Below are 20,964 nucleotides of genomic sequence, written 5' to 3' on the forward strand. Positions count from 1 at the left end.
CGATTACGCCCTCGCCATCCGTTTGTTTTTGCGGAGCAAATACGCGAAGAAAGGCGCGCCGAGGAAGGCGGTGACGACGCCCAGCGGAATTTCCGTCGGGCTGAGCACCATGCGCGCCAGCGTATCCGCCCACAGCAGGTACACGCCTCCGAAAACGGCCGAAAGCGGAACGAGCAGCCGATAGTCCGGACCGGCCGCGAGCCGGATCAGATGGGGAATGACGAGGCCGACGAAGCCGATCGTGCCCGCCACCGATACGGCCGCCGCCGTCAGAAGCGTAGAGACGACGAGCACCGCGAGGCGCGTTCGGCCCACGTTCACGCCCAAATGCTCGGCTTGCCGTTCCCCCAGGCTGAACAGATTCAGCGTCCGGGCATACGCCGTCAGGACCGCCAGACCGACGGCCAGGTATGGTGCGAGCGTAAGCGCCAGCGGCCAGCCTCGCATCGCCAAGCTGCCCATCAGCCAAAACGTGATTTCGTTCACGACCTTGTCGGACAGGGATACCATGAACGATACGGCCGACCCCAGGAAAGCTTGCACGACGACGCCCGCCAAGATCAGCGTCTCCAGCTGAAGCTTGCCTTGCAGGAAAGCGAGCCGAAGCACCAGAAGCAAGCTCAGGATTCCGGTGGCGAACGCGACGATCGGAATCGACCAATTGCCCGGCAGCAGCGTCTGCAAGCCGAACAGGATGACCGCGGATGCCCCGACCGCCGAGCCGGACGCCACGCCGAGCGTGAACGGGTCCGCGAGCGGGTTGCGCAGCACGCCCTGGAAGCCGGCGCCGGCCAGCGACAGGCAAGCGCCGACGAGTATGGCGAGCAGCACGCGGGGCAGCCGGACCCGCAGCACGATTTGCTCGGAGGAGACGGGCCAGTCGGCATGCACCCAAGTCCCGACTCCGGGTAGCCGATGCCATAAGATTCCCCAAACCTCGGGGAGAGGCAGCCGCGCGGTACCCATCGACAGGCTGATGACGCAGGAGAGAAGCAGGACCGCGAGTCCTGCTCCTCCCCATAAAATCAGCTTTCGGCTCACTTGCCGACCATTCCCGGATAAATCCCTTCGGAAAGCTGCAGCAGCGCTTCCGTCAGCCGCGGCCCCGGGCGGGACAGGATGTCGTCGTTAATGCCGACCAAGCGGTTTTCCGCGACCGCCTTGATTTTGTCCCAACCGGACCGCCCGCGGATGAGATCCTCCAGCTTTTTCCCGCTTTTGTCGTCGACGATGTCCGCGCCGTAGAAGATGACGTCCGGGTTGTCCTTGATGATTTTCTCTTCGTTGATCTGGTTCCAGCCTTCCGTGTCGCCCGCGATGTTGACGCCTCCGGCCATCGTGATCAGCTCGTCCATGAACTCGCCTTTGCCCACCGTCCACCCGGGGGAAAACTCCAAATATACCTTTTTCCGGTCTTCGGGCTTGATTTTGGCGGCGGCTTCCGTTACCTTGCGGACGTCCTCGCGCATGTTGGCCACGATTTTCTCCGCTTCCTCCTGGCGGTCTCCGATCTGCCCGAAGAGCAGAATGTTGTTCATGACGTCGTCCAGGTTTGCCGGGTCGGTGCGGAACACCTTCAGCCCCAGATCGCGCAGCTTGTTCAGCGCCTCTTCCTTGATCGAGATGCCCGCGAACACGAGATCCGGGTTCGCCGCGAGCACGGCTTCCGCGTTCGGCTCGGTCACGCCGCCCATTTTCGGCTTGCTTTCCACTTCCTTCGGGAAGTTGTCGTAATCGGAGACGCCTACGACCTGGTCGCCCAAGCCGATCGTGAACAAAATTTCCGTCTCCGACACGGACGTCGACACGATGCGCGCCGGCGCTTTGTCGAACGTGAATTCCGTGCCCGTGGCGTCTTTCACCGTCAGCGGATAGACGGTCCGCTTGGTCTCCGCAGCCGAAGTCTCCGATGCTTGCGGCTGCTGGGACTCCGCGGCCGAGGCGGACGGAGAACCGCTTGGCGGGGAACTTTGCGCGCCCGTTTCGCCTTTATCCCCGCACGCCGCCAAACCGAACGCCAACGCGAGCAAAACCAACCACAATCCGATACGCTTCATTTTCCTATCTGCCCCTTCTAATGAGTGGATAGAGAAAAGAGCTTGAACGACACCGACCGAAAATCACCCGTTCTACGAGGAAACCCCCCGTCTCCACAGGGAAACGGGGGGCTGCTGCTCAGGAATGTCAAGCCGCGTACGGCTGAAGCGCGCGCGAAGCTCCTGATCGACCAGTCCTTTTCCGCGAAGGATGTTCAATGGCTCAGCACGAAAGGCAGGTTTCCTGGCTGTCGGGCGATCGACTTCCTCCCCTTCCCGTTCCTAGCGGAACAGTGGGATTACGAGGTTGTCCCCGATTCACAGTGGCGGGACCGCGCCGGATTCGCACCGGCTTCCCTTTTACCCTTGACCTTGCCCGGTCGGGCATCGTCAAGGCACCTTTCGGCGGTATGTACTTGTCAAGCGCAAATCTCTTGATCGGATTATAGCGTAACCTAGCGAATAAGAGAAGCGAAAATCTTCCCAATTTCCCTCCGCGCCTAAGAAAGCCATCCGTAAACCGGGATGAACAGAAGCGGCGTCAGCATCGCCGCCACCGCCATCGAGAAGCCGCTGACGGAACCTTGGGCTTCCGAATACAGCAGCAGCCGGGCGGTGCCGATTCCGTGCGCGGTCGTGCCGATCGCCGTTCCGATCGCGGCGTCGGAGCGGATGCCGGCCAGCCGGGCCAGCGCCGGACCGGCCACGCTGCCGAGCAGCCCCGCCAGCACCGTGAACGCGGCGCCGAGCGGCGGAATGCCGCCCAGCCGGGCGACGATCTCCAGCGAGACGGGCGAGGTGACGTTTTTGGGCAGCATCGAGAGCAGGACGGGCTTCGAGCTTCCGAACAGCCACAGCAGGCACGCGGTACTGCCGATGCCGAATACCGATCCGGCCGTGACTCCGGACAAGATCGCCGCCGCGTTCCGGCGCACTTTGGGCCAGTTTTGGTAGAATACCGTGCCCAGCGCGATCGTCGCCGGCCCCAGGAAGAAAGAGACCAGGCTGCCGCCCCGGTCATAGTCGTCGTACGGAATGCCGCACAGCGTCAAAAAGGCGATCAGGACTGCCGAAGCCGCAAGCAGAGGATGCAGCGGGCTCCACCATCTGCGGCGGACCCAATCGGCCAGCGCGTACGCGCCTACGGTTACAGCGACGCCGAACAAAGGCTGGCTCGTCAAGGCGTTCATGCGCTCCTCCTCTTTTCCAGCCATTGCGTCAGCGCGCCCGTCACGAGCAGCGAGACGAGCGTGCTGAACACGAGGCCGATGACGATGGACAGCGCGGACTCCCGGATCAGCGGAAAATACGCCATCGTGCCGACGACGAACGGAACGAAGAACAGCAGCATGTGCCGGAGCAAAAACCGCGCGGGCGCCTCGACCCACTCCAGCTTCACGATTTTCAGGAACAGGCAGGCGGTAAACAGGATCAGCCCGATGACGTTCGCCGGCAGCGGAAGCGACAAGCCGGTCTGGATCAGCAGGCCGAGAAAATGGAACGCGAGCAAAATCGCCAAGCCGAGCATGACGGTCACGCCTTTCATCCGAAGCTGTTGTTTCTCATTCTCGGCACGGGCGCGATTTCCTCCTGTCCGCAGCCGCAGTTCGGAAAGCTTTGAGGGTCCGTCGGCTCGGTCACGAACCTTCCAACGCCTCCATGGAGCGCAGCGCGTCCTCGATCAATTCGGGCAGATCTTCCATCTGGTCCTCGCCTACGAGCCGATTGAACTTGATTTCCGCAACATTCCGATATCCGGCGGGCGAGTCGTCCCCATACACGAAACTGAGCGTCTGGACCGGCGGTTCCGCCGTCAGCCAGATGCCGCGGAGAACACGCTCCACCTGTCCGCACTGCTCCCGGTAATCTTCGGCGACAGGCAGCTCGAATCGCAGGCTCAGCGCGCATCCCGGCGCCTGGCCCGGGATTTCCAGAATCTCCGCGGCCAAGTCCTTCAAGGACGCCTCAAGCCGGATTTCCGCCGTCACGTTCTCCGTATCGGTCCGTTCGAACCGCAGCGCGAGCCGCCTCGACATCACCGCCATGTCCAGCAGGTCCGACCTTCCGACGATTCGGACGCGGCCTTCCAGGTTGTCCAGGTCGTAGAGCCGGTTCTCCAGCGCGACCTTCAAATTCTCGAAAACGGTAGGATCGAACAAGTCGTTACACCCCGCTTTTCCAAAAAAGAGCCGGGCGCCCGAGGGTCCCGGCTCCTGCGTTATGAATGGCCTTCCGCGCAGCCGGCTACTGGTTGGCGCGCAGCCGCTCGAGATTCAGCACGAAGCGGCCCTCGCTCATCCGGATGAGCCCCGTCTCGTCCAGCCGGTTCAGCGCTTGCTGCAGCTCGGCGAGCCGCACCCCGACAAGCTCCGCCAACTCGTTCAAGTCGAGGGGAAGCGCCACCTCGATCGCGTTTTTCGACCTCCGGCCGTGGCGGCTGGCCATTTGGATCAGTCCCCGGATCACCCGCGTGCGCGCGTCGAACGCGACGAGATCTCGAAGGTGCTGGTTCGTGTCCCGGATTCTCGCGCTAAGCTGCGCCAGGATCGCCCGGGCAATATCGAAATGCTCCTGGAGAAGCAGGAGGAAATCGGCATGGGAAATCGCCAGCAGTTCGGTTTTCTGCAGCGTCTGCGCGGAGGCGGAACGGGGCATGCCGTCCAGCAGGGACAGTTCGCCGAAGCTGTCGCCGGGGCGGAAAACGGACATCGTCTTCTCCCGGCCTTCCTGGCCGTGAATGAAGATTTTAACGGCGCCTTTCAGGACGATGAAAAACGAGTCGCCGGGATCCCCTTCCCGAAACAGCAGCGATCGGGCAGGGTATTTCCGGATTTCGAAGCGGGCCATCACCAGTTCCAGCTGTTCGGGGGTGAGCGGCTCGAACATGGGAATTCCTTGGAGGATATGTCCGACCTTTTCCTTGTCCAATTCGGGCGCTGGAGGAAGACGGGGGCTGTCCGCGGGTATGGATGCCGGCGCGGCCTCCACTTCGATCACCCGCACGTTGTATTGGATCAGAAGCCGGATCTGTTTGTCGGTCAGCGACGTTCCCCGCCCCGCCAGCTTGATGCCGGCGTCGGAGTATACGTCTTTGTCGAGCTTCATGCCGGCTTTGGCGCTCTCGATCGGGATGACGGGCATGGATATTCCACCTTAACAGGATCGCTCTACTTTATTCATTCGATACGTTTCGCCGGAATCCTCCGCCTGCGAAACTTCTCGCGTTTTTTGTCAAGTTGATGTCACTTCAACAGGAATCCGGCCGAACGATGTCAAAATGAATAAGTCAGCCGAGAAGATTCATGGAGGAACGAAGCCGTGTCGATCAAGACCAAGCTGGCGCTCATGATTTCCCTCGTGGTCGCCGTTACGTTAACGATGAACATTTCCATCTCCTATATCACTTCCGAAGCGGAACTCAAGCATAACGCCGAACAGCAGATGGCCACGATCGCCAAGCAGATCGGATCCACGCTGGAGGCCACGGAGAAATCCCGGAACTACATGGAAGACCTCGTCGGCGAAACGCTGCGCAACGTCTCGCTGGCCGCGCTCAGCGAGCTCGACCCGCATGTCCGGAACGTCACCAACGAGCAGCTCGCGGAGCTGAGCCGCAAGCTGGGCGTGGACCACATCACGCTGTGGGTCCGGACGCCGGACGATATCTTGGCGGTCAGATCCTCCGACCCCACGCAAATCGGGCTCAGCTCCAAAACGTGGGATTATTGGTATACGGCGTTTCAGCAGCTGTTCGACCGGAAGCCGGTCACCGTTCCGCAAGGCCAAAAGCTGAAAGACTATTGGTCCGGCCCCATCCAGTACTCCACCGCCGATTCGACCCGAATCGACAAGTGGGGCTACTATTACGACGGAACGGCGGACTATATGATCGATCCTTACGTCGATGCCAAACGCTTCCTGGAATTCGAGAAGAACAACGGCGCCGATCTCCTGGTCCGCAACCTGCTCACGGACAATCCGAACATCCTCGGAATCGCCGGGATCAACCCGGAGTTTTTCGGAAAACCGCCGATTTTGAAGAAGAAAAACGGCAAGCTGGTTCAAAACTTGGACGTGAGGGAAATCGTTTTCGGCGATTATACGTACAAGGAAGGGTCGAAAGACGCGGAGGCCGTGCAGAGAACCGTGCGGGCCGGCGTTTCGGTATCGACGTTCGGCCGGGCGGACGGCAAGGACATCATGAAAAGCTTCATTCCCCTCCGCGTCGGGAGTTCGGTGTACGTAGCCGGAGTGACCTTCGATTACGGAGCGATCGAACGGGTGCTGTACCGCCAGCTGATGCTCCAAATCTGCATTTCCCTCGGCCTGCTTCTGGCGGCCAGCGCGGCGAGCTACATGATCGCCGGCCTGTCCATCCGCCCGCTGCACCAGATCGTGGCGAAAGTCGGCGAGATCGCCCAGGGCCGTTTCGACGACACCATTCCGATCCGGAGAAGGGACGAGCTGGGGCTGTTGTCCTCCCGGATCAACCAGATGGCGGGGAACTTGCGTACGTATACGGGCAAGCTGCAGGATACCGCGGAGGAATTGAGAGGGACGAAGGAATATCTCGAATCCTTCGTGGGGCAGACGTCCGACGCGATCCACGTGACCGACCTTGCGGGCAAGGTGATCCGGGTCAATCCCGCGTTCGAGAAAATGTTCGGTTGGTCGGCGGACGAGGTGCTGGGCCGGCCGCTGCCGATTTGGTCGGTAGAAGGCGACTACCTGGAGATCGGAAACCGGGTCCAAAGAGGAGAAGCCGTAGCCGACCATGAGACCGTCCGCTTGACGAAGGAAGGCCAAGCCGTCGACGTCAGCATCACCGTGTCGCCGATACGCAGCGAGGACGGGCAGATCGTGGCCATTGCCGAAATCGCGCGGAACATCACGTCCCGCAAGCAGGCGGAAGAAGCGATCCGCCGTTCGGAGAAGCTGTCGATCGTCGGCCAGCTGGCGGCGGGCGTCGCCCATGAAATCCGCAATCCGCTCACGACGGTGAGAGGATTCGTGCAGCTGCAGCGGCAAACCGGCAAACTGCCGGAGTCCCATCTCGACGTGATGCTGTCGGAGCTCGACCGGATCAATCTGATCGTCGGCGAGTTCCTGATCTTGGCGAAGCCGCAAGCCCAGCAATTTCAGCCGGTCGAGCTGAAGACTCTGCTTTCCGATATCATTCTGCTGCTGAACCCGCTGGCGCAAATGAGCCAGATCCGCGTCGACACCGTATTCGATACGGACATCCCTCGGATCAACGGCGATGCCAATCAACTGAAGCAGGTCTTTATCAACTTGCTGAAGAACGGCATCGAAGCGATGCCGGACGGGGGGACCATCACGATTGCGATGAGGACCGTTCCGGAAGATCGCGCCGTAACGGTCCGCGTAGCCGACGAAGGAGTCGGCATTCCCGAAGAGAACATGCCTCGCGTCGGAGAACCGTTCTTCACCAGCAAGCCGAACGGCAACGGGCTCGGCCTGATGGTGTCCCAACGCATTATCGCCCACCATAAAGGCACTTTGTCCATCCAGAGCCGGGCAGGCATCGGAACGACCGTCGAGGTGAAGCTGCCCGCCTTATGATGCCGTTGCTACTTGGCGTACAACGCGCGCAGGCCGGCCAAATACGCGTCGAGCAGCTTCCGGTAGCTGACGTCCAAATCCAGGGGGATGCCGAAGCCGCCGGAGCGCTCGATCGTCGCGAATCCGTGCGCCATGCTGCGAAAGCCGCGGATGACATGGATCGCTTCTTCGTGCTCCAGACCGTACGGCTCCAGCACTTGAATCAGCAAATCCACCACTTCTCCCGCCGCGCGCTGCACTTCCGGATCGGTCAAGTCCGCGTAGCGTTCCGAGGCTTCGTATACGCCCGGATGGCGGTGCACGTACGCCCGATAGGCTTCCGCCAAGGAGCGGACGGCCTCATCCTTGGCTTTTCCGACGGCGGCCTGCGTCAACGTTTCTTTCAGCTTTGCGTATGCGTACAGGACCAACTGCCGCCGCAAGCCCGGAAGCCCGTGCACGTGATTGTACAGGGAAGGGGGACGGATCCCGAGCTTCTGTGCCAGCGTGGAGAGCGTCAGCTCTTCCACCCCCTTCGTATCCGCGATTTCCGCCGCCGCCGCGAGGACGGCTTGTTGGTCCAATCCCGCTCTTGCCATCGTTATCCTCCCGCTTTCCGTTTCCGTTCGGCTGCCGCCTCTTCCATGGCCCGGTCCATGACCGCGGCCGGCCGTTCCACCATCACGCCGTGTCCCACGCAAAGCAAGGAAGGCTCGAGCTCCCGCAGCCTGCGGACGCTGGACAACGCCGCCTCCTTGTTCCAGGTCGCCATGGCCGGAAAAGGGAACCGGATCTTGAATTGGCCGGTCACCGCGATTCCGCCGCGGGTCTGCATCGCGTCTCCGGCGATCAAGGCGCCGCCTCGCGTATCGTAGAACGCCATCGAACCCGGCGTATGGCCCGGAGCGGATACCGCCAGCAGCGAGCCGACCCGGTCGCCGTCTTCGAGCAGGACATCCGGCTTCGTCCGGATGGCGCCCGGCTTCGGCACGCCGCCCCGGATCGGAGTCGCCGGCTCCTCCGGATCCAGGGACTTGTCGCCGCCAAGCAGACGGGCGTCCCTGCGGGAAACGTACACTTTCGCGTTCGGCAAAGCCGCTTTCAGCTTATCGAGCGCCCCGATGTGATCCCCATGCGCGTGGGTCAGCACGATGCGCGCGATCGGCTTTCCGATGCCGGCCGCCGCGCGGAGGATCGCTTGGTCGCTGCTCGGCAGCGCCGCGTCGATCAGGGTCAGCGAGTCTTCCTCTTCGACGAAATAACAATTCACGGGGAATACCCGGGGCAGGAACGACAGCTGGTATACTTGGCCGATTTGCGTGATTTTCATCGGAATCCCTCTCCTCTTATAGAATACCAAAATAGTCCGTCAACAGTGAGGCACCAAGCAGAACGACCATCAGGGCGGCCGCCGCGTAAACCCGGCCGCGGCGCCGCATTCGCGCGCTTCTTCGCAGCACGGACCGGGCATACATCGCGGAGCCGGCAACGATCAGCACGACCTCCAAAGCCGCGCTCGCCTCCGGCCATTTCCACAAGCCCAATCCGATCAGCGGCAGCCCTCCCGCGTTGCCCGGCAAAAGCGGGAGATCCGCGCGGTGGACGATCAAGTCCAGCAACCAGTGGCTGAACACGACCGCGCCGATCGTGAAACCGCCGCGGCGCCCCCAGGCTTTGGCCGCCGCCCATCCGGCCAGCAGCGCGATCGCGAGCACCCCGGCGAGCGAGTGGGTATAGTCCGCGTGAATCACCGCTTCGCCGTAGCCGGAGCCCCCGGACGCGTCGATCGTTTCGACTCCCGTCAGCAGCAGCGGCACGAACGCGATATCGATCAACTGCGCAGCCGCCATCAACGCCCAGAGGGGGACTTCAGGAGATTTGGCCTTCACGGCGGCGGCCAAGCCGAAATGTCCCGCGAGCATTCAGGCCGCCTCCTTTTCCGAATCCGAAGGAACGGACGCATCCAGCCAGCCGCACAACCCGATAAAAAGCGCCAGTAATAGAATGAAACCCATTTTCGTTATCCCCTTTGCGCTATAAACTAATATCGTTAGTTTTAATATAACTAATGTTATTAGTTTTTGTCAACGGTTTTTTTACGATTCCTGTCCCATCGAATCCATCGTTCGAAAAATCCATGTGGCGATTCGGGTTAACGGACACAGCGGCCGCTATTGGAGCCATTCCTCGAGGCTGCCATATTCTTATGGACACAGGTGCGCTTATTTAGGGGAAAAGCACCTTTTTTCAGCCGTGACTTATGCCGATAAGGGCTGCACTGTCCGTTACATGGCGTAGAAGGCTGATTTTGATTGAATAACGGCTGTCGTGTCCGTTAGGAATCGTTTCGGCATTCACCATCCTCGTCAGCCCTCCTCGCAGGCTTATCTCTCGAGTCCCGCATCCTCTGCACACGTTTTTGCACCCACGTGGGTTTATCGGGTAGTCGACTTCCTAACACGACGAAAAAAGGACCCGGCCTTATCGGCCGAATCCATTCGGGCATCCCCGCACCAACCTCAAATTCGTCCGGAAGCCGCTTGGGGCGCACGCTTCCGCCGGGTCGTCCATTTGTCCAAGTAATACGTCGCGATGACGAATACGCTCATGATGCCGAGGTAAGTCAGCAACACGTTCAGCGGCGAGATACCGCCAGGTCCGCCTTCCCTGCGGCTTTCGAAGCCTCCCTCGAAGCCTCCGCTTACGCCGCGATCCCGGCCTCCGAAACCTTCGCTTCTCCGGCTTTCGGTCCCTTCTCCAGCAGACACGCCTCCTTCGGAATCCGAGGGCGGATTGCCTTGCAGGAACGGCCGGCCTCCCCTTTCCCCGAAACGTTCGCCTCTACCGGGCCCCATCGCCGGGCTTTGCCCGACTACGGCAGAGACGCTTTTCACTTGCTGGAGGAATTTCGATTCGTAAATCCGATAGCAGCCGAACGCGAGAATCGCGACCGTCGCCAGCTTGAGCGCGATCCCCAGCGGAGCGCCGCCCGCGGCGCGGCGGAACAAGGTTTTGATCACACCGATCACCCACTGCCAATGCAGCCCAACGTGCACGCCGACGACGATCAGCACGAGGAACGAAACGCTCCGATGCGCCATTTCGATCCACCGGTGATCGCCCATATTCGCTTGGGGAAAGACGATCCGGGAAACGAGAATGCCGCTGACGATAATGAACGCCATCCCCGCGAGCAGCAGCAGATTCAGGAAGTAGCTAAACCGGGTTTTGCCGGGGAGCTTGCGGTCGAACAGTTTCAAGGTGACGCGCTTGATCCACGAAACGTTCAGGGACAAGTGCGTGAGAAAGGCGATCCCGATGCCGAGCCCCGCCGCTTCATGGAACGTCAGGCCGCCCAACACCCGATCGTTGAACAGCAGGACGAACGTGACCGCCATCAGCGTATCCAATGCGAACTTGAGGTAAAGGATCGTTTTCTTCATCATGGACCTCCAAACCTGAACTGGCATTGATTTCGATTCTATGGAGCGATTCTTAAAGCAAAATGAGCGTCCGCTGAAACTTTGCTGAAAGCGGGCATCGCTCCATTCGCCGATCATGCCGGTTTTTGGCGAAAGCCGGGAGATCCGATCTATCGCGGAAAACGAAAACCGGTCGGGTTTCCGGAAGCTTTGTCGATCGGCTGAAACCGAAAAGGACATCCGGTTCGGACGAAGAATTTGGTTGCTTTGACGGACCCTTTTTTTGGATGGACGGGCAAAGGACTGAATATACATGGGGATGGGCTCGATTCCATGAGACAAGGAGTGAAACCGAATGGCAAAAAGGACTGTGCATCCCCATCGCGGGATGGTGGCCGGCGGGGTGCGGATCCCTCCGTCCAAATACCATTTGCACCGGGCGCTGATTTTCGGCTCGCTGGCGGAAGGGGAGACGGTGATCCACGGACGATCCGAAGCCCGGCACATCCATGACACGCTGCGCTCCCTGCGGGATTACGGCATCGCCGTTCGGCACACCGAGAACGGCTACGTGGTGAACGGCGGGCCTTATCGCCCCCGCAGCGGCAAAATCCGGGTCGGCAGCTCCGGTTCCACCCTCCAGTTCATGCTGGGCCTGGGAAGCCTCGCCCAAGGAAGAACGCCGGTTTACGACGGGCACAAGGCGCTGCGGGAGCGGCCGATCGGACCGCTGCTTCGCGCTCTGGGCGATCTCGGGATTCGCTGGGAAGCAAGCGGCAGCAAGTTGCCGGTGACGATTTACCCCGGCGTCGTCCAAGGGGGCCGAGTCCAGATTCCCGGCACCTTGAGCCAGTGGATTTCGGGATTGCTGATTCTCGCGCCCTTCGCGAAGCAGGACACGGTCATCGAGGCACTGCCCCCTTGCAACGAGCTTACATACGTGCGGCTGACGATCGAGATGCTCCGGCAATTCGGCATTCGGGTCGAAGAATTCCCTGGGGGAACCCAGTGGAGAGTGCCGGCCGGACAAACCTACCGCGCGGCGGAAATCCGGATCGAACCGGATCTGTCGTCGGCCGCGTTCCCGCTCGTCCTCTCGGCCTTGTTCCCGGCGGACGTCGTGCTGCAAGGAATCGCGGGGACCGGCACGCATCCCGAAAATAAAATCCTGGAGCTCATGGAAAACTTCGGACTCCCGCTGTCCTACACAGGCAAGTATGACGGTTTGCGGGTCCGCCATGCCGGCAAACGGCCGGCCAGCGATCTGGAAATCGACATGCGGCACATTCCCGACTTGATCCCCGCGTTGTCCGTGCTTGCGGCCGTGTCCCAGGGAACGACCGTGCTGAAAAACATCGGTCCGGGCCGACTGAAAGAGTCCGACCGCGTCAAGGCCATGCGTCAGCTGAACCGGATGGGGGCGCGCGTGGAAGAACTCGGCGACGATCTGGTGATCGAAGGCGTCGAGCGGCTGCGGGGCGCTTCGATCTCCACCTTCAACGACCACCGCGTCCAGATGGCGTTCACGCTCGCCGCCTTGAAAGCGGAGACGCCCAGCGAGCTGACGTTCCCGAACGCTTACAAAATCTCCTATCCCGAATTTTTCGACCACCTGGAAGCTCTGGGCGTCCAAGCCTATGCGGAAACCTTACAGACAGAGGAGGCAGTCCGTGCATGATCACGACGAACCGAGTCCGGCCATCCGAGCTGTTGTTGGAGCGGATCGCCCGCGCCGACCCCGCCCGGCAGGCGATCACGGATCTGAGCGCCAATGGCGTGTATGCGTTAACCTTCGAAGAACTGAACCGGCTCTCGGACCGGGCGGCGCAGGGGCTCATCGAGCTCGGCGTGCGGGAAGGCGAGAACGTCGCCTATTTGCTGCCCAACGGCTGGGAGTTCGCCGCGCTCACGTTGGCCGTCTGGAAAATCGGCGCCGTCGCCTGTCCGATGCTTCCGGCGCTCCGGGAGCGGGAAATTCCGTTCATCATGGAGAAATCCCAAAGCAGGATTTTGGTGATTCCGGCGGGGTATCGAGGCTTTCGATACGGTCCGCTCATTGACGGCATCCGCGACCGAATGCCCGGCATGAAGTTCTCGGTCACCGTCGATTCGCGGGATCCGTCCGATGTCCGGAGCTGCCTCGGCGGGCTGGCGGCCAAGGAGCCGGACTTGGAGGAAATCCGGCGGAGACGGCCCGGTCCGGACGCGCCCGCCCAGCTGCTGTTCACGTCGGGCACGACCGGCGAACCCAAAGGCGTCATCCATTCGCACGGTTCGCTCGGACAAGCTTTAGACGCCCACGTTCGCACTTTGGGCCTCACGGACGAAGACACGATCTGGGTCCCTTCCCCCATGGCGCATCAAACCGGATTCCTGTACGGGATGTCGCTCGCCATGTTCCTGGGGGCGCCGCAGGTGGTCCAAGCCGAATGGAGCGTGGAGACGGCCCGCGCGGCCATCGAGCGCCACGGCGCGACGTTCGTGCAGGCGGCGATGCCGTTCCTGGCCGACCTGACGCGGGCGGACCGCCCTCCCCAAGGTCTGCGCGCGTTCATCGCCACCGGCGCCCCCGTGCCGCGCAAGCTCGCGCAGGAAGCGGGCCGGCGTCTGTCCTGCAAGGTCGCCGGCGGCTGGGGCTCGACGGAGACTTGCATGATCAGCGTCGGCTCCGTAACGGATGATGCGGAGGCCTCCTGGAACTCGGACGGCAAGGTCATGCCCGGCCGGGAGATGAAGGTGACGGGCGAGGACGGCCGCACGCTGCCTCCCGGCAAGGAAGGCTTGTTCAAGGTGAAAACCCCCGCCATGTTCCTCGGGTACCTCCACCATCCGGAGTGGTACGAAGCCGCGATCGACGCGGAAGGCTTCTTCAACACCGGGGATTTGGCGGTCATCGACGAGGAAGGCAATCTGCGGCTGACCGGCCGCGTCAAAGACGTGATCAACCGCGGAGGCGTGAAGGTTCCGGTGGCCGAGATCGAAAACCTGCTGTACCAAATGGAGGAGCTGCGCGACGCGGCGATCGTGGGCATGCCCGATCCGCGGCTCGGCGAAAGGATCTGCGCGTACGTGTCGCTGAAGGAACCGGGGCGGTCTTTGACGCTTGAAGACGTGACCGCCTTCCTGAAAGCGCAGGGCCTGACCAAAATCTATTGGCCGGAGCGTCTTGAAGTGATCGACGAGATGCCGCGCACGCCGACGGGGAAAATCCAGAAATACGTACTGAGGCAATGGATCGAGAAAATGGGGACGAGGTGATCCGTTTGATGGACGAAGCGCTGTACTCGCAATTGAAGAAGGAAGTCGGGGAGTACGTGAACGGGCGGCTGCATGAGCTGTCCGATCGCATCGAGGAGAGCGGCGAATGCGGTCCCGACGTCTGGCGGGAGCTGCGGGAGCGCGGGTATTTGCGGCTGGCCGCGCCAACGGAATACGGCGGTTACGGCCTGAGCTTCACCCAGTATTTGCAGCTGCTGGAGCTGTTCTCGCAATCCCACGGCTCCCTGCGGATGATCGTGCACGTCATGAACGGCATTTGGCGCCCGATCGATTTCCTGGCGAGCCCGGAGCAGCGGGAGCGGTTCGTGGTGCCGCTCGTGCGCGGGGAGATCACGGCGGCATTCGCGCTCACGGAGCCGAACGCCGGCTCCGGCGCCGACATCCGCACGGCGGCGCGCAAGGAAGGCGATACGCTGATCCTGAACGGCGAGAAGTGGCTCATCACGTTCGGCGATACGGCCGACTACTTGATGCTGTACGCGCGGATGGAAGGAACCCGCGGCTATGAAGGGACGATCGCCTTGCTCGTTCCCCGGACGGCGGAGGGCGTGGAGATCGTCCCGATGCCGCCGACGCTCGGACTCACCGGAACCGGACACGCGCGCATTCGCCTGAAGGAGGCCCGGGTCCCGGCCGACCACCTGCTGGGCGAGGTCGGACAAGGCCTGGCAAGCGCCTTGAACGGCTTTCTGGATCCGAGCCGCGTGTGCGTCGGCATGACTTGCGTCGGGCTGGCGCAGCGCGCCTTCGATCTGGCCGTGTCGCGAAGCCGCGAGCGCGTGACGTTCGGCAAACCGCTGAGCCAGCGGCAGGTCGTGCAAACCTGGATCGCCGAAATGGCCACCGACATCGAAGCCGCACGGCAGCTCGTCATGTACGCGGGACGCCTTAAGGACGAAGGCGCCCTGACCCCTCCGCCCGCATCGATGGCCAAGCTGTACGCGCTCGAAATGCTGCAGCGGGTCACCGACAAGGCGCAGCAAATCTGGGGCGGCATCGGCTATTTCAAAGGGTATGAGATCGAGCGGATCTACCGCGACGCGCGGGCGCAGAAGTTCGAGGAAGGCACGGCGGAAATCCAAAAAGCGGTGATCGCCAAACATTATCTGGCCGGAGAGGGATGATGGGGCATGACGGCCTCCTTGCTGCTGCGGCCGGGCCGGATCGGGTCCCTCGCGCTGAAGCACCGCATCCTCATGGGCGCGATGCATCTCGGCCTGGAGGGGGACCGCGATTCCCTGCCCCGGCTTAAAGCTTTCTACGAAGAGCGGGCGCGCGGCGGCGCGGCGCTCATCATCACCGGGCTGACCGCCGTGCTGCCGGAAGGCGGCGGGCACCGCATGTTCTGCCTGACCGAGCCGGACCATCGCGAGCAGCTGCGCGAATTGGCGGAAGCCGTCCGGCAGGCTGGAGGCAAGATCGCCCTACAGCTCGCGCATCAAGGCCGGTACGCCCGCAGCGCGGAGACGGGCCTCCCGCCGAAAGCGCCCAGCGCGATCGCTTCGCGGCTGACGAAGGAAACGCCGGAGGAGATGACGGCTGCCGACATCGCCCGGCTGATCGAAGCCTTCGCGGAAGGCGCGGCGTTCGCCGCTTCCGCCGGCTTCGACGCCGTCGAGATCATGGGCTCCGAAGGGTATTTGCTGAACGAGTTCGTCTCTCCGCTGACGAACCGCCGCACGGATGGGTACGGCGGGGACTTGGAAGGGCGGATGCGCGTCTGCCTGGAAATCGTGGAAGCGATCCGCGCGCGGGTCGGCGCGGACTTCCCGCTCCTGTACCGGATATCGGGCGACGATCTCATGGAGGGCAGCACGACCTTGGAGGAGACGCTGGCATTCGCCCGCCGGCTCGAGCGCAGCGGCGCCGATGCGCTCAACGTCGGAATCGGCTGGCACGAATCGACCGTTCCGACCGTAGGCGCCGTCGTGCCCCCCGCGGCCTTCGCGCCGATCGCGGCGGCCGTTCGGGCGGCGGTCGGCATTCCCGTCATCGGGGCCAACCGCATCCATACCCCGGAAACCGCGGAGGAGGCCCTCTCCCGGGGGGACCTGGATTTCATCGCGCCTGCCCGTCCCTGGCTGGCGGACCCTTCGTTCGCGAACAAAATCGCCGAGGCGGACCGCGAGGGGCTCAACGTCTGCCTCTCCTGCAACCAAGCCTGCCTCGACCATGTCATGGGACGTCCGCCGAAGCCGGTTTCCTGCCTCGTCAACCCGAGGGCGGGCCGGGAATGGGAGCCGTTCCCGGCGGCGGATCGGCCTTTGTCCGTCGCGGTCGTCGGAGGCGGAGTCGCCGGGCTGCAGGCGGCCAAAACGGCCGCGGAGCGCGGGCACCGGGTCACGCTGTTCGAAGCCGCGGATCGGCTCGGCGGGTTGTTCCGGCTCGCTTCGGCGATTCCCGGCAAGCAGGTGTTCCTTGAAACCGTGCGATACTACGAGGTCGCGCTGCGGCGGCTGGGCGTCTCGGTTAAGCTCGACACCCGGCCATCTGCCGAAGAGCTCGCGGCGTTCGACCGGGTCGTGCTGGCCACCGGCGTGGAGCCGTATATTCCGGAGGCGATCGAAGGCGCGGACGATCCCATCGCTTGCACCTATGCGCAGCTGCTGAGCGGGGAGCGCCGCCCGGGACGTAACGTCGTCATCGTCGGCGGAGGCGGCATCGGCTGCGACGTCGCCCATTATTTGGCCGAGACGGCGCGGGAGGACGGCATCCGCATCACGCTCGTGTCGCGCGCGGAGAAGCCGGCCAAAGGGGTCGGGCTGACGACGCGGTGGGTGCTGCTGGGCGAGCTCAAACGTTGGGGCGTCCATATGCTGAACGGCTATCGTTGCGTCCGGATCGCCCCGGATGGCGTATGGGCGGAAAACGGCGGGGAGCGGCGGTTCGTGGAAGCCGATCAAGTCGTGCTCTGCACGGGCCAGCGTTCCCGGAGGGATGTCGCGGAGGATTTGCCGGAAGGACGGCCTGCCGATTGGATCGGCGGCGCCGCCGATGCGGCGGAGCTCAATGCCGCCCGGGCGATCCGCCAAGCCTACGAGCTAGCCTTGTCCTTGTAACGGACGGACTCCTATTCTCTTAATCACTTCCGGAAAGGTTGCGATGATCGTGGATTTGTCTTTGTCGATGAAAGGGAAGAGAGCCCTGATTACCGGCAGCTCGCGCGGCATCGGCCGGGCGACGGCGCGCGCCTTCGCCAAGGAGGGCGCCGACGTCGCCATCCATTACCGGCGGGACGAAGCCGCGGCGAGAGCCGCGGCCGACGAGGTCCGCTCTTATGGCGTGAACGCGATCCTCTGCAAGGCCGAGCTGGAATCCCCGGCGGAAATCGACGCCATGTTCGACGCCGTCGCCGAACAATTCGGCGCGCTCGACGTGTTCATGGCCAATGCGGCCGCGACCGCCTTCAAGCCGGTCATGGAGATGAAAGACTACCACTTCGACCGGACCTATCAGGTCGTGCTGAAGAGCGTCCTGCACGCGGCGCAGCGAGCCGTTCCCCTGATGGAAGGCCGGAGCGGGCGGATCCTCACCGTGTCCAGCCTGGGCAGCCGGTTCACGCTGCCGAACTACGCGGGCATCGGTTCCGCCAAAGCCGCGTTGGAATCGCTGACCCGGTATTTGGCGGCGGAGCTCGGTCCCCGGGGGATTACCTGCAACTGCATCTCCCCCGGCGTCGTGGAGACGGACTCGGTCCGCTTCTACGCCAAAGAAGGCTTCGAAACGTTCAAGTCGAACGTGATTTCCCGCACGCCGATGGGCCGGCTGACCCAGCCGGAAGACGTCGCGGGATTGGCGTTGTTTCTGGCCGGCGATGCCGCCGCCTTCATTACCGGGCAAGTCATCGGGGTCGACGGCGGATTGACGCTGATCTCGTACGGGCCGGACGGCAGGTGAAGGCGGAGTTCCCTTCCAAAGTTCAGATGGCGCTGTTCCTAACGGACATGACAGCCGTTATTTAAAAGAATTAGGCGATCTCCCAATCTTAACGGACACCACAGCCCTTAATCGCTCCGTTTCGCGGCAAGTAACCAGTATTTTTACAAAATAAGAGCATCCGTGTCCGTTAGAATATGAAATGTTGGGAAACGACCGCCATAGCGGCCTCTGTGTCCCTTAGACTGATCGCATCCGAGCCTCGCTGCGGCGTTTTTTCGGCGGTCCATCGGAAAGACCAGACCGAGCTGCCTTCTCGCCTCGTCCGCCAGCTCCAGGGTCAGCAGCGAATGGGCGGCAGATCGATCAGCGGTCCGCCGGAAAGACCAGACCGAGCTGCCTTCTCGCTTCATCCGCCAGTTCCAGGGTCAGCAGCGAATGGGCGGCAGATCGATCAGCGGTCCGCCGGAAAGACCAGACCGAGCTGCCTTCTCGCTTCATCCGCCAGTTCCAGGGTCAGCAGCGAATGGGCGGCAGATCGATCAGCGGTCCGCCGGAAAGACCAGACCGAGCTGCCTTCTCGCCTCGTCCGCCAGTTCCAGCGTCAGCAGCGAATGGACGTGCGAATTCGTCTCGGACTCCGCTTGACCGGTCAACGCCAAACGGATGAACTCTTCGATTTCGTACCGCATGACCGACTCGCTCTGAGGGACGGACACGTCCTCCGTCCTTCCGTCGCGATAGCGGATTTCCACTTTGGACGGCCGGCTGATCCGTTCGATGATCATGCTGCCGTTCTCCCCCTGAATCTCGGACGGCAGCGCCGAATCCGTGATTTTGGAGTAGGTCACCACGGCATCCATCGACGGATATTGCAGCAGGATGCTGCCCGCGCCGTCGACGCCGGAGTCCAGCATCACGCCGGATGCCTTCAACGCGTCGGGCTTGCCGAACAACACGACGAGCGGATATAACCCGTAGACGCCCAAGTCCATCAAAGCCCCGTTCGAAAAAACGGGGTTAAACGCGTTCGGCCGTTCGCCCCGCTGATAAGCGTCATACCGGGAAGAATATTGGCAGTATCCGGCCGTATAACGGCGGATGGGCCCCAGCTTCGGCAGATGCTCTCGGATCGCGCGGAAATTCGGCATCAACGTCGACTTCATCGCTTCCATGAGCACCACGCCGTTCCGCCGGGCCGCCTCCATCATCGCCCGGAATTCCCGCGCGTTGGAAGCCGCGGGCTTCTCGCACAACACGTGCTTCCCGCCGTCCATACACCGGATCGCCTGCTCCGCGTGCAGCGAGTTGGGGGACGCAATATACACGGCGTCGAATTCGCCGCTGCCCGCGAACGCCTCGAACGACGTGTACGCGTGCGCCGCTCCATGCTTGCCCGCGTACTCCCTCGCCCTCTCCTCCGTCCGCGAATAAACGGCCGCCAGCTCGAACGCCCCGATTTCGCGTCCCGATTCCAAGAACTGATCCGTAATCCAATTGGTCCCGATGATGCCGAAACGCACTTTGCCCTCCATGAATCTCACCTCTGCGCCAGTCTGCTGGATTCCATTATGGACGACTTTCCGTTTCCAATCCAGCCTTGGCCGGCAATCGGCCGGACGCGAAGGATAAAACTGCAGCCGCCAGGGCAAGCGCGGCCAGACCGCCGGCGATCCAAGGGTGGTAAAGCGCCGTGGAAAACGCTTCGATCGCGATTCCCCCGGCGCCCGCCCCCAACGCGATGCCCAGATGGACGACCGAGAGGTTGACGCTGAGTACGAAATTGGAGGACTCCGGCGCTTTGCGGATGAAATAGGTTTGGAGAGCGGGGGCATACGTGAACAATGCGATGAACCATACGATCATCCAACCTTCCCCCGCGAAGACCGGCGTCCTCGACCAAGGGAGCATCCCTAAGGAGACGATCATCGCGCCGAGCGAGGCGGCGATGACCCGGACGTTCCCCCAACGGTCGATCGCGAATCCGCCCAAGCGCGAACCGACGATGCCCGCCAAGCCGAGCGCCAGCATCATCGCTCCCGTCCCGGCGGTCGACAGGAAAAGGACCGATTGCAGGAAAGGCGACACGTAGGTCAACATGACCGAGTTGCCCATGTTCAGGAGCAAGGACAGCGTGAGTCCGTACGCGATAGAGGGTTGGCGCAGCACGAAAACCTGCTCTTTGAACCGCATCGAAACGTCGCCGTCGATCCGGGGAAGCAGACGGCCGAGTCCGCCCAGAACAGCCAAACTCAGCACTCCGAGCATCGCGAAATTCGCCTGCCAGCCCCACCATCCCGACACGGCTACCCCTATCGGCACTCCAAGCGCCATCGCGCTTCCGAAGCCGAGCGCCGTGACCCCGACCGCCCTCCCGATTTTCCCCGGAGGCGCCAGCTTCGCGATGGAGCTGACGGCCGCGACGCTGAAGACGCCCGCGCTCAGTCCCAGAATGACCCGGGCGGCGATCATGACGCCGAAGCTCCGGCTGGCGAACGAAGCCGCGCATCCCAGCACGAACACGGCCAGCGCGGCGGCAAGCAGTTTTTTCCGATCCATTCGGGATGTCGCCAACACCAGCAGCGGGGTGCCGATGGCGTAGGGCAACGAATAGGCAGACGTGAGCTGCCCCGCCAGCGCGACCGAGATATGCAAGTCGGCGGCTATGGCAGGCAGGATGCCCGCCACGACCAACTCGGCGGTCCCGACCAGGAACGCCCCCATTCCCAGCAAGTAAATGGCGATCCAATTTTTCAAGCCGACCATCCTCTCCGAATCTGTAATCAATC

The 20,964-nt window shown here is 62.5% G+C and carries 19 protein-coding genes and 1 riboswitch; of the genes, 6 read left to right on the forward strand and 13 right to left on the reverse strand.

What is annotated here, in order from left to right; translation table 11 throughout:
* Window positions 1-3 precede the first annotated feature (3 nt).
* The 6 genes from PTZ19_RS14230 to PTZ19_RS14255 all read right to left on the reverse strand — a co-directional run bounded on the left by PTZ19_RS14230 (window position 4) and on the right by PTZ19_RS14255 (window position 5,177).
* Window positions 4-1,041 (reverse strand): FecCD family ABC transporter permease, encoded by a 1,038-nt coding sequence (locus PTZ19_RS14230; protein WP_276355613.1) that lies wholly within the window; start codon window positions 1,039-1,041, stop codon window positions 4-6.
* Window positions 1,038-2,057: an ABC transporter substrate-binding protein gene (locus tag PTZ19_RS14235; protein WP_276355615.1), complete on the reverse strand. Its 1,020-nt coding sequence runs from the start codon at window positions 2,055-2,057 to the stop codon at window positions 1,038-1,040. The genes PTZ19_RS14230 and PTZ19_RS14235 overlap by 4 nt, the downstream gene beginning before the upstream one ends.
* A 196-nt stretch (window positions 2,058-2,253) precedes the next feature.
* A riboswitch (cobalamin riboswitch) is annotated at window positions 2,254-2,453 on the reverse strand.
* 83 nt (window positions 2,454-2,536) lie between these two features.
* Window positions 2,537-3,226, reverse strand: a complete 690-nt coding sequence (locus PTZ19_RS14240) for an LrgB family protein (protein ID WP_276355618.1) — start codon at window positions 3,224-3,226, stop codon at window positions 2,537-2,539.
* The gene (locus PTZ19_RS14245; RefSeq protein WP_276355830.1) at window positions 3,223-3,564 is read right to left on the reverse strand and encodes a CidA/LrgA family protein; all 342 of its coding nucleotides are present in this window, start codon (window positions 3,562-3,564) and stop codon (window positions 3,223-3,225) included. Before PTZ19_RS14245 ends, PTZ19_RS14240 begins: the two co-directional genes overlap by 4 nt.
* 109 nt (window positions 3,565-3,673) lie before the next feature.
* On the reverse strand, window positions 3,674-4,195 hold the full coding sequence (locus tag PTZ19_RS14250; RefSeq protein WP_276355621.1) for a hypothetical protein: 522 nt from the start codon (window positions 4,193-4,195) through the stop codon (window positions 3,674-3,676).
* Between the two features lie 85 nt (window positions 4,196-4,280).
* Window positions 4,281-5,177 carry a Crp/Fnr family transcriptional regulator gene (locus PTZ19_RS14255; RefSeq protein WP_276355623.1) on the reverse strand — a complete coding sequence of 299 codons (897 nt, stop codon included), beginning with the start codon at window positions 5,175-5,177 and terminating at the stop codon, window positions 4,281-4,283.
* A gap of 177 nt (window positions 5,178-5,354) precedes the next feature.
* Between PTZ19_RS14255 and PTZ19_RS14260 the strand changes: the two genes are divergently transcribed.
* Window positions 5,355-7,619: an ATP-binding protein gene (locus PTZ19_RS14260; RefSeq protein ID WP_276355625.1), complete on the forward strand. Its 2,265-nt coding sequence runs from the start codon at window positions 5,355-5,357 to the stop codon at window positions 7,617-7,619.
* 8 nt (window positions 7,620-7,627) lie between these two features.
* On the opposite strand, the gene PTZ19_RS14265 is transcribed toward PTZ19_RS14260, so the two are convergent.
* The 4 genes from PTZ19_RS14265 to PTZ19_RS14280 all read right to left on the reverse strand — a co-directional run bounded on the left by PTZ19_RS14265 (window position 7,628) and on the right by PTZ19_RS14280 (window position 11,041).
* Window positions 7,628-8,197, reverse strand: coding sequence for a TetR-like C-terminal domain-containing protein (locus tag PTZ19_RS14265; protein ID WP_276355627.1), 570 nt, complete (start codon window positions 8,195-8,197; stop codon window positions 7,628-7,630).
* A gap of 2 nt (window positions 8,198-8,199) precedes the next feature.
* Window positions 8,200-8,928 carry an MBL fold metallo-hydrolase gene (locus PTZ19_RS14270; RefSeq protein WP_276355629.1) on the reverse strand — a complete coding sequence of 243 codons (729 nt, stop codon included), beginning with the start codon at window positions 8,926-8,928 and terminating at the stop codon, window positions 8,200-8,202.
* 16 nt (window positions 8,929-8,944) lie between these two features.
* The gene (locus tag PTZ19_RS14275) at window positions 8,945-9,520 is read right to left on the reverse strand and encodes a metal-dependent hydrolase (protein ID WP_276355631.1); all 576 of its coding nucleotides are present in this window, start codon (window positions 9,518-9,520) and stop codon (window positions 8,945-8,947) included.
* A 597-nt stretch (window positions 9,521-10,117) separates the two neighbouring features.
* Window positions 10,118-11,041, reverse strand: coding sequence for a DUF4405 domain-containing protein (locus PTZ19_RS14280; RefSeq protein WP_276355634.1), 924 nt, complete (start codon window positions 11,039-11,041; stop codon window positions 10,118-10,120).
* Window positions 11,042-11,375: 334 nt separating this feature from the next.
* On the opposite strand from PTZ19_RS14280, the gene aroA reads away from it, so the two are divergent.
* From aroA to PTZ19_RS14305, 5 genes are read left to right on the forward strand one after another with little or no spacing between them, the layout of a single operon-like run.
* Window positions 11,376-12,698 (forward strand): 3-phosphoshikimate 1-carboxyvinyltransferase, encoded by a 1,323-nt coding sequence (gene aroA, locus PTZ19_RS14285; protein ID WP_276355636.1) that lies wholly within the window; start codon window positions 11,376-11,378, stop codon window positions 12,696-12,698.
* On the forward strand, window positions 12,695-14,278 hold the full coding sequence (locus tag PTZ19_RS14290; protein WP_276355637.1) for an AMP-binding protein: 1,584 nt from the start codon (window positions 12,695-12,697) through the stop codon (window positions 14,276-14,278). The genes aroA and PTZ19_RS14290 overlap by 4 nt, the downstream gene beginning before the upstream one ends.
* Before the next feature lie 8 nt (window positions 14,279-14,286).
* Window positions 14,287-15,423: an acyl-CoA dehydrogenase family protein gene (locus tag PTZ19_RS14295; RefSeq protein WP_276355638.1), complete on the forward strand. Its 1,137-nt coding sequence runs from the start codon at window positions 14,287-14,289 to the stop codon at window positions 15,421-15,423.
* A gap of 6 nt (window positions 15,424-15,429) precedes the next feature.
* Complete coding sequence (locus PTZ19_RS14300; RefSeq protein ID WP_276355639.1) at window positions 15,430-17,358, forward strand: oxidoreductase; 1,929 nt, start codon at window positions 15,430-15,432, stop codon at window positions 17,356-17,358.
* Between the two features lie 49 nt (window positions 17,359-17,407).
* The gene (locus PTZ19_RS14305; protein WP_276355641.1) at window positions 17,408-18,196 is read left to right on the forward strand and encodes an SDR family oxidoreductase; all 789 of its coding nucleotides are present in this window, start codon (window positions 17,408-17,410) and stop codon (window positions 18,194-18,196) included.
* A 345-nt stretch (window positions 18,197-18,541) separates the two neighbouring features.
* Here the strand turns inward: PTZ19_RS14305 and PTZ19_RS14310 are convergent, their stop codons facing one another.
* Genes PTZ19_RS14310 through PTZ19_RS14320 form a run of 3 tightly spaced genes read right to left on the reverse strand, consistent with a single transcriptional unit; the run spans window position 18,542 to window position 20,932 of the window.
* Entirely contained in the window at window positions 18,542-18,676 is a 135-nt protein-coding gene (locus tag PTZ19_RS14310) for a hypothetical protein (protein WP_276355643.1), read from the reverse strand.
* 41 nt (window positions 18,677-18,717) lie between these two features.
* A complete protein-coding gene (locus PTZ19_RS14315; protein WP_276355645.1) occupies window positions 18,718-19,710 on the reverse strand; it encodes a Gfo/Idh/MocA family protein in 993 nt (330 codons plus the stop codon).
* A gap of 34 nt (window positions 19,711-19,744) precedes the next feature.
* Window positions 19,745-20,932, reverse strand: coding sequence for an MFS transporter (locus PTZ19_RS14320; protein ID WP_276355647.1), 1,188 nt, complete (start codon window positions 20,930-20,932; stop codon window positions 19,745-19,747).
* Window positions 20,933-20,964 lie beyond the last annotated feature (32 nt).

This window comes from Cohnella caldifontis (genome assembly GCF_029360585.1).
In the GTDB taxonomy this organism is placed as follows: Bacteria; Bacillota; Bacilli; order Paenibacillales; family Paenibacillaceae; genus Cohnella; species Cohnella caldifontis.

Coding starts and splice junctions, on each gene's coding strand:
- PTZ19_RS14245 (WP_276355830.1), bottom strand. CDS start 3,564: ATGCTCGGCTTGGCGATTTTGCTCGCGTTCCATTTTCTCGGCCTGCTG.
- PTZ19_RS14270 (WP_276355629.1), bottom strand. CDS start 8,928: ATGAAAATCACGCAAATCGGCCAAGTATACCAGCTGTCGTTCCTGCCC.
- PTZ19_RS14310 (WP_276355643.1), bottom strand. CDS start 18,676: ATGAAGCGAGAAGGCAGCTCGGTCTGGTCTTTCCGGCGGACCGCTGAT.
- PTZ19_RS14275 (WP_276355631.1), bottom strand. CDS start 9,520: ATGCTCGCGGGACATTTCGGCTTGGCCGCCGCCGTGAAGGCCAAATCT.
- PTZ19_RS14265 (WP_276355627.1), bottom strand. CDS start 8,197: ATGGCAAGAGCGGGATTGGACCAACAAGCCGTCCTCGCGGCGGCGGCG.
- PTZ19_RS14290 (WP_276355637.1), top strand. CDS start 12,695: ATGATCACGACGAACCGAGTCCGGCCATCCGAGCTGTTGTTGGAGCGG.
- PTZ19_RS14315 (WP_276355645.1), bottom strand. CDS start 19,710: ATGGAGGGCAAAGTGCGTTTCGGCATCATCGGGACCAATTGGATTACG.
- PTZ19_RS14235 (WP_276355615.1), bottom strand. CDS start 2,057: ATGAAGCGTATCGGATTGTGGTTGGTTTTGCTCGCGTTGGCGTTCGGT.
- PTZ19_RS14300 (WP_276355639.1), top strand. CDS start 15,430: ATGACGGCCTCCTTGCTGCTGCGGCCGGGCCGGATCGGGTCCCTCGCG.
- aroA (WP_276355636.1), top strand. CDS start 11,376: ATGGCAAAAAGGACTGTGCATCCCCATCGCGGGATGGTGGCCGGCGGG.
- PTZ19_RS14280 (WP_276355634.1), bottom strand. CDS start 11,041: ATGAAGAAAACGATCCTTTACCTCAAGTTCGCATTGGATACGCTGATG.
- PTZ19_RS14240 (WP_276355618.1), bottom strand. CDS start 3,226: ATGAACGCCTTGACGAGCCAGCCTTTGTTCGGCGTCGCTGTAACCGTA.
- PTZ19_RS14295 (WP_276355638.1), top strand. CDS start 14,287: ATGGACGAAGCGCTGTACTCGCAATTGAAGAAGGAAGTCGGGGAGTAC.
- PTZ19_RS14255 (WP_276355623.1), bottom strand. CDS start 5,177: ATGCCCGTCATCCCGATCGAGAGCGCCAAAGCCGGCATGAAGCTCGAC.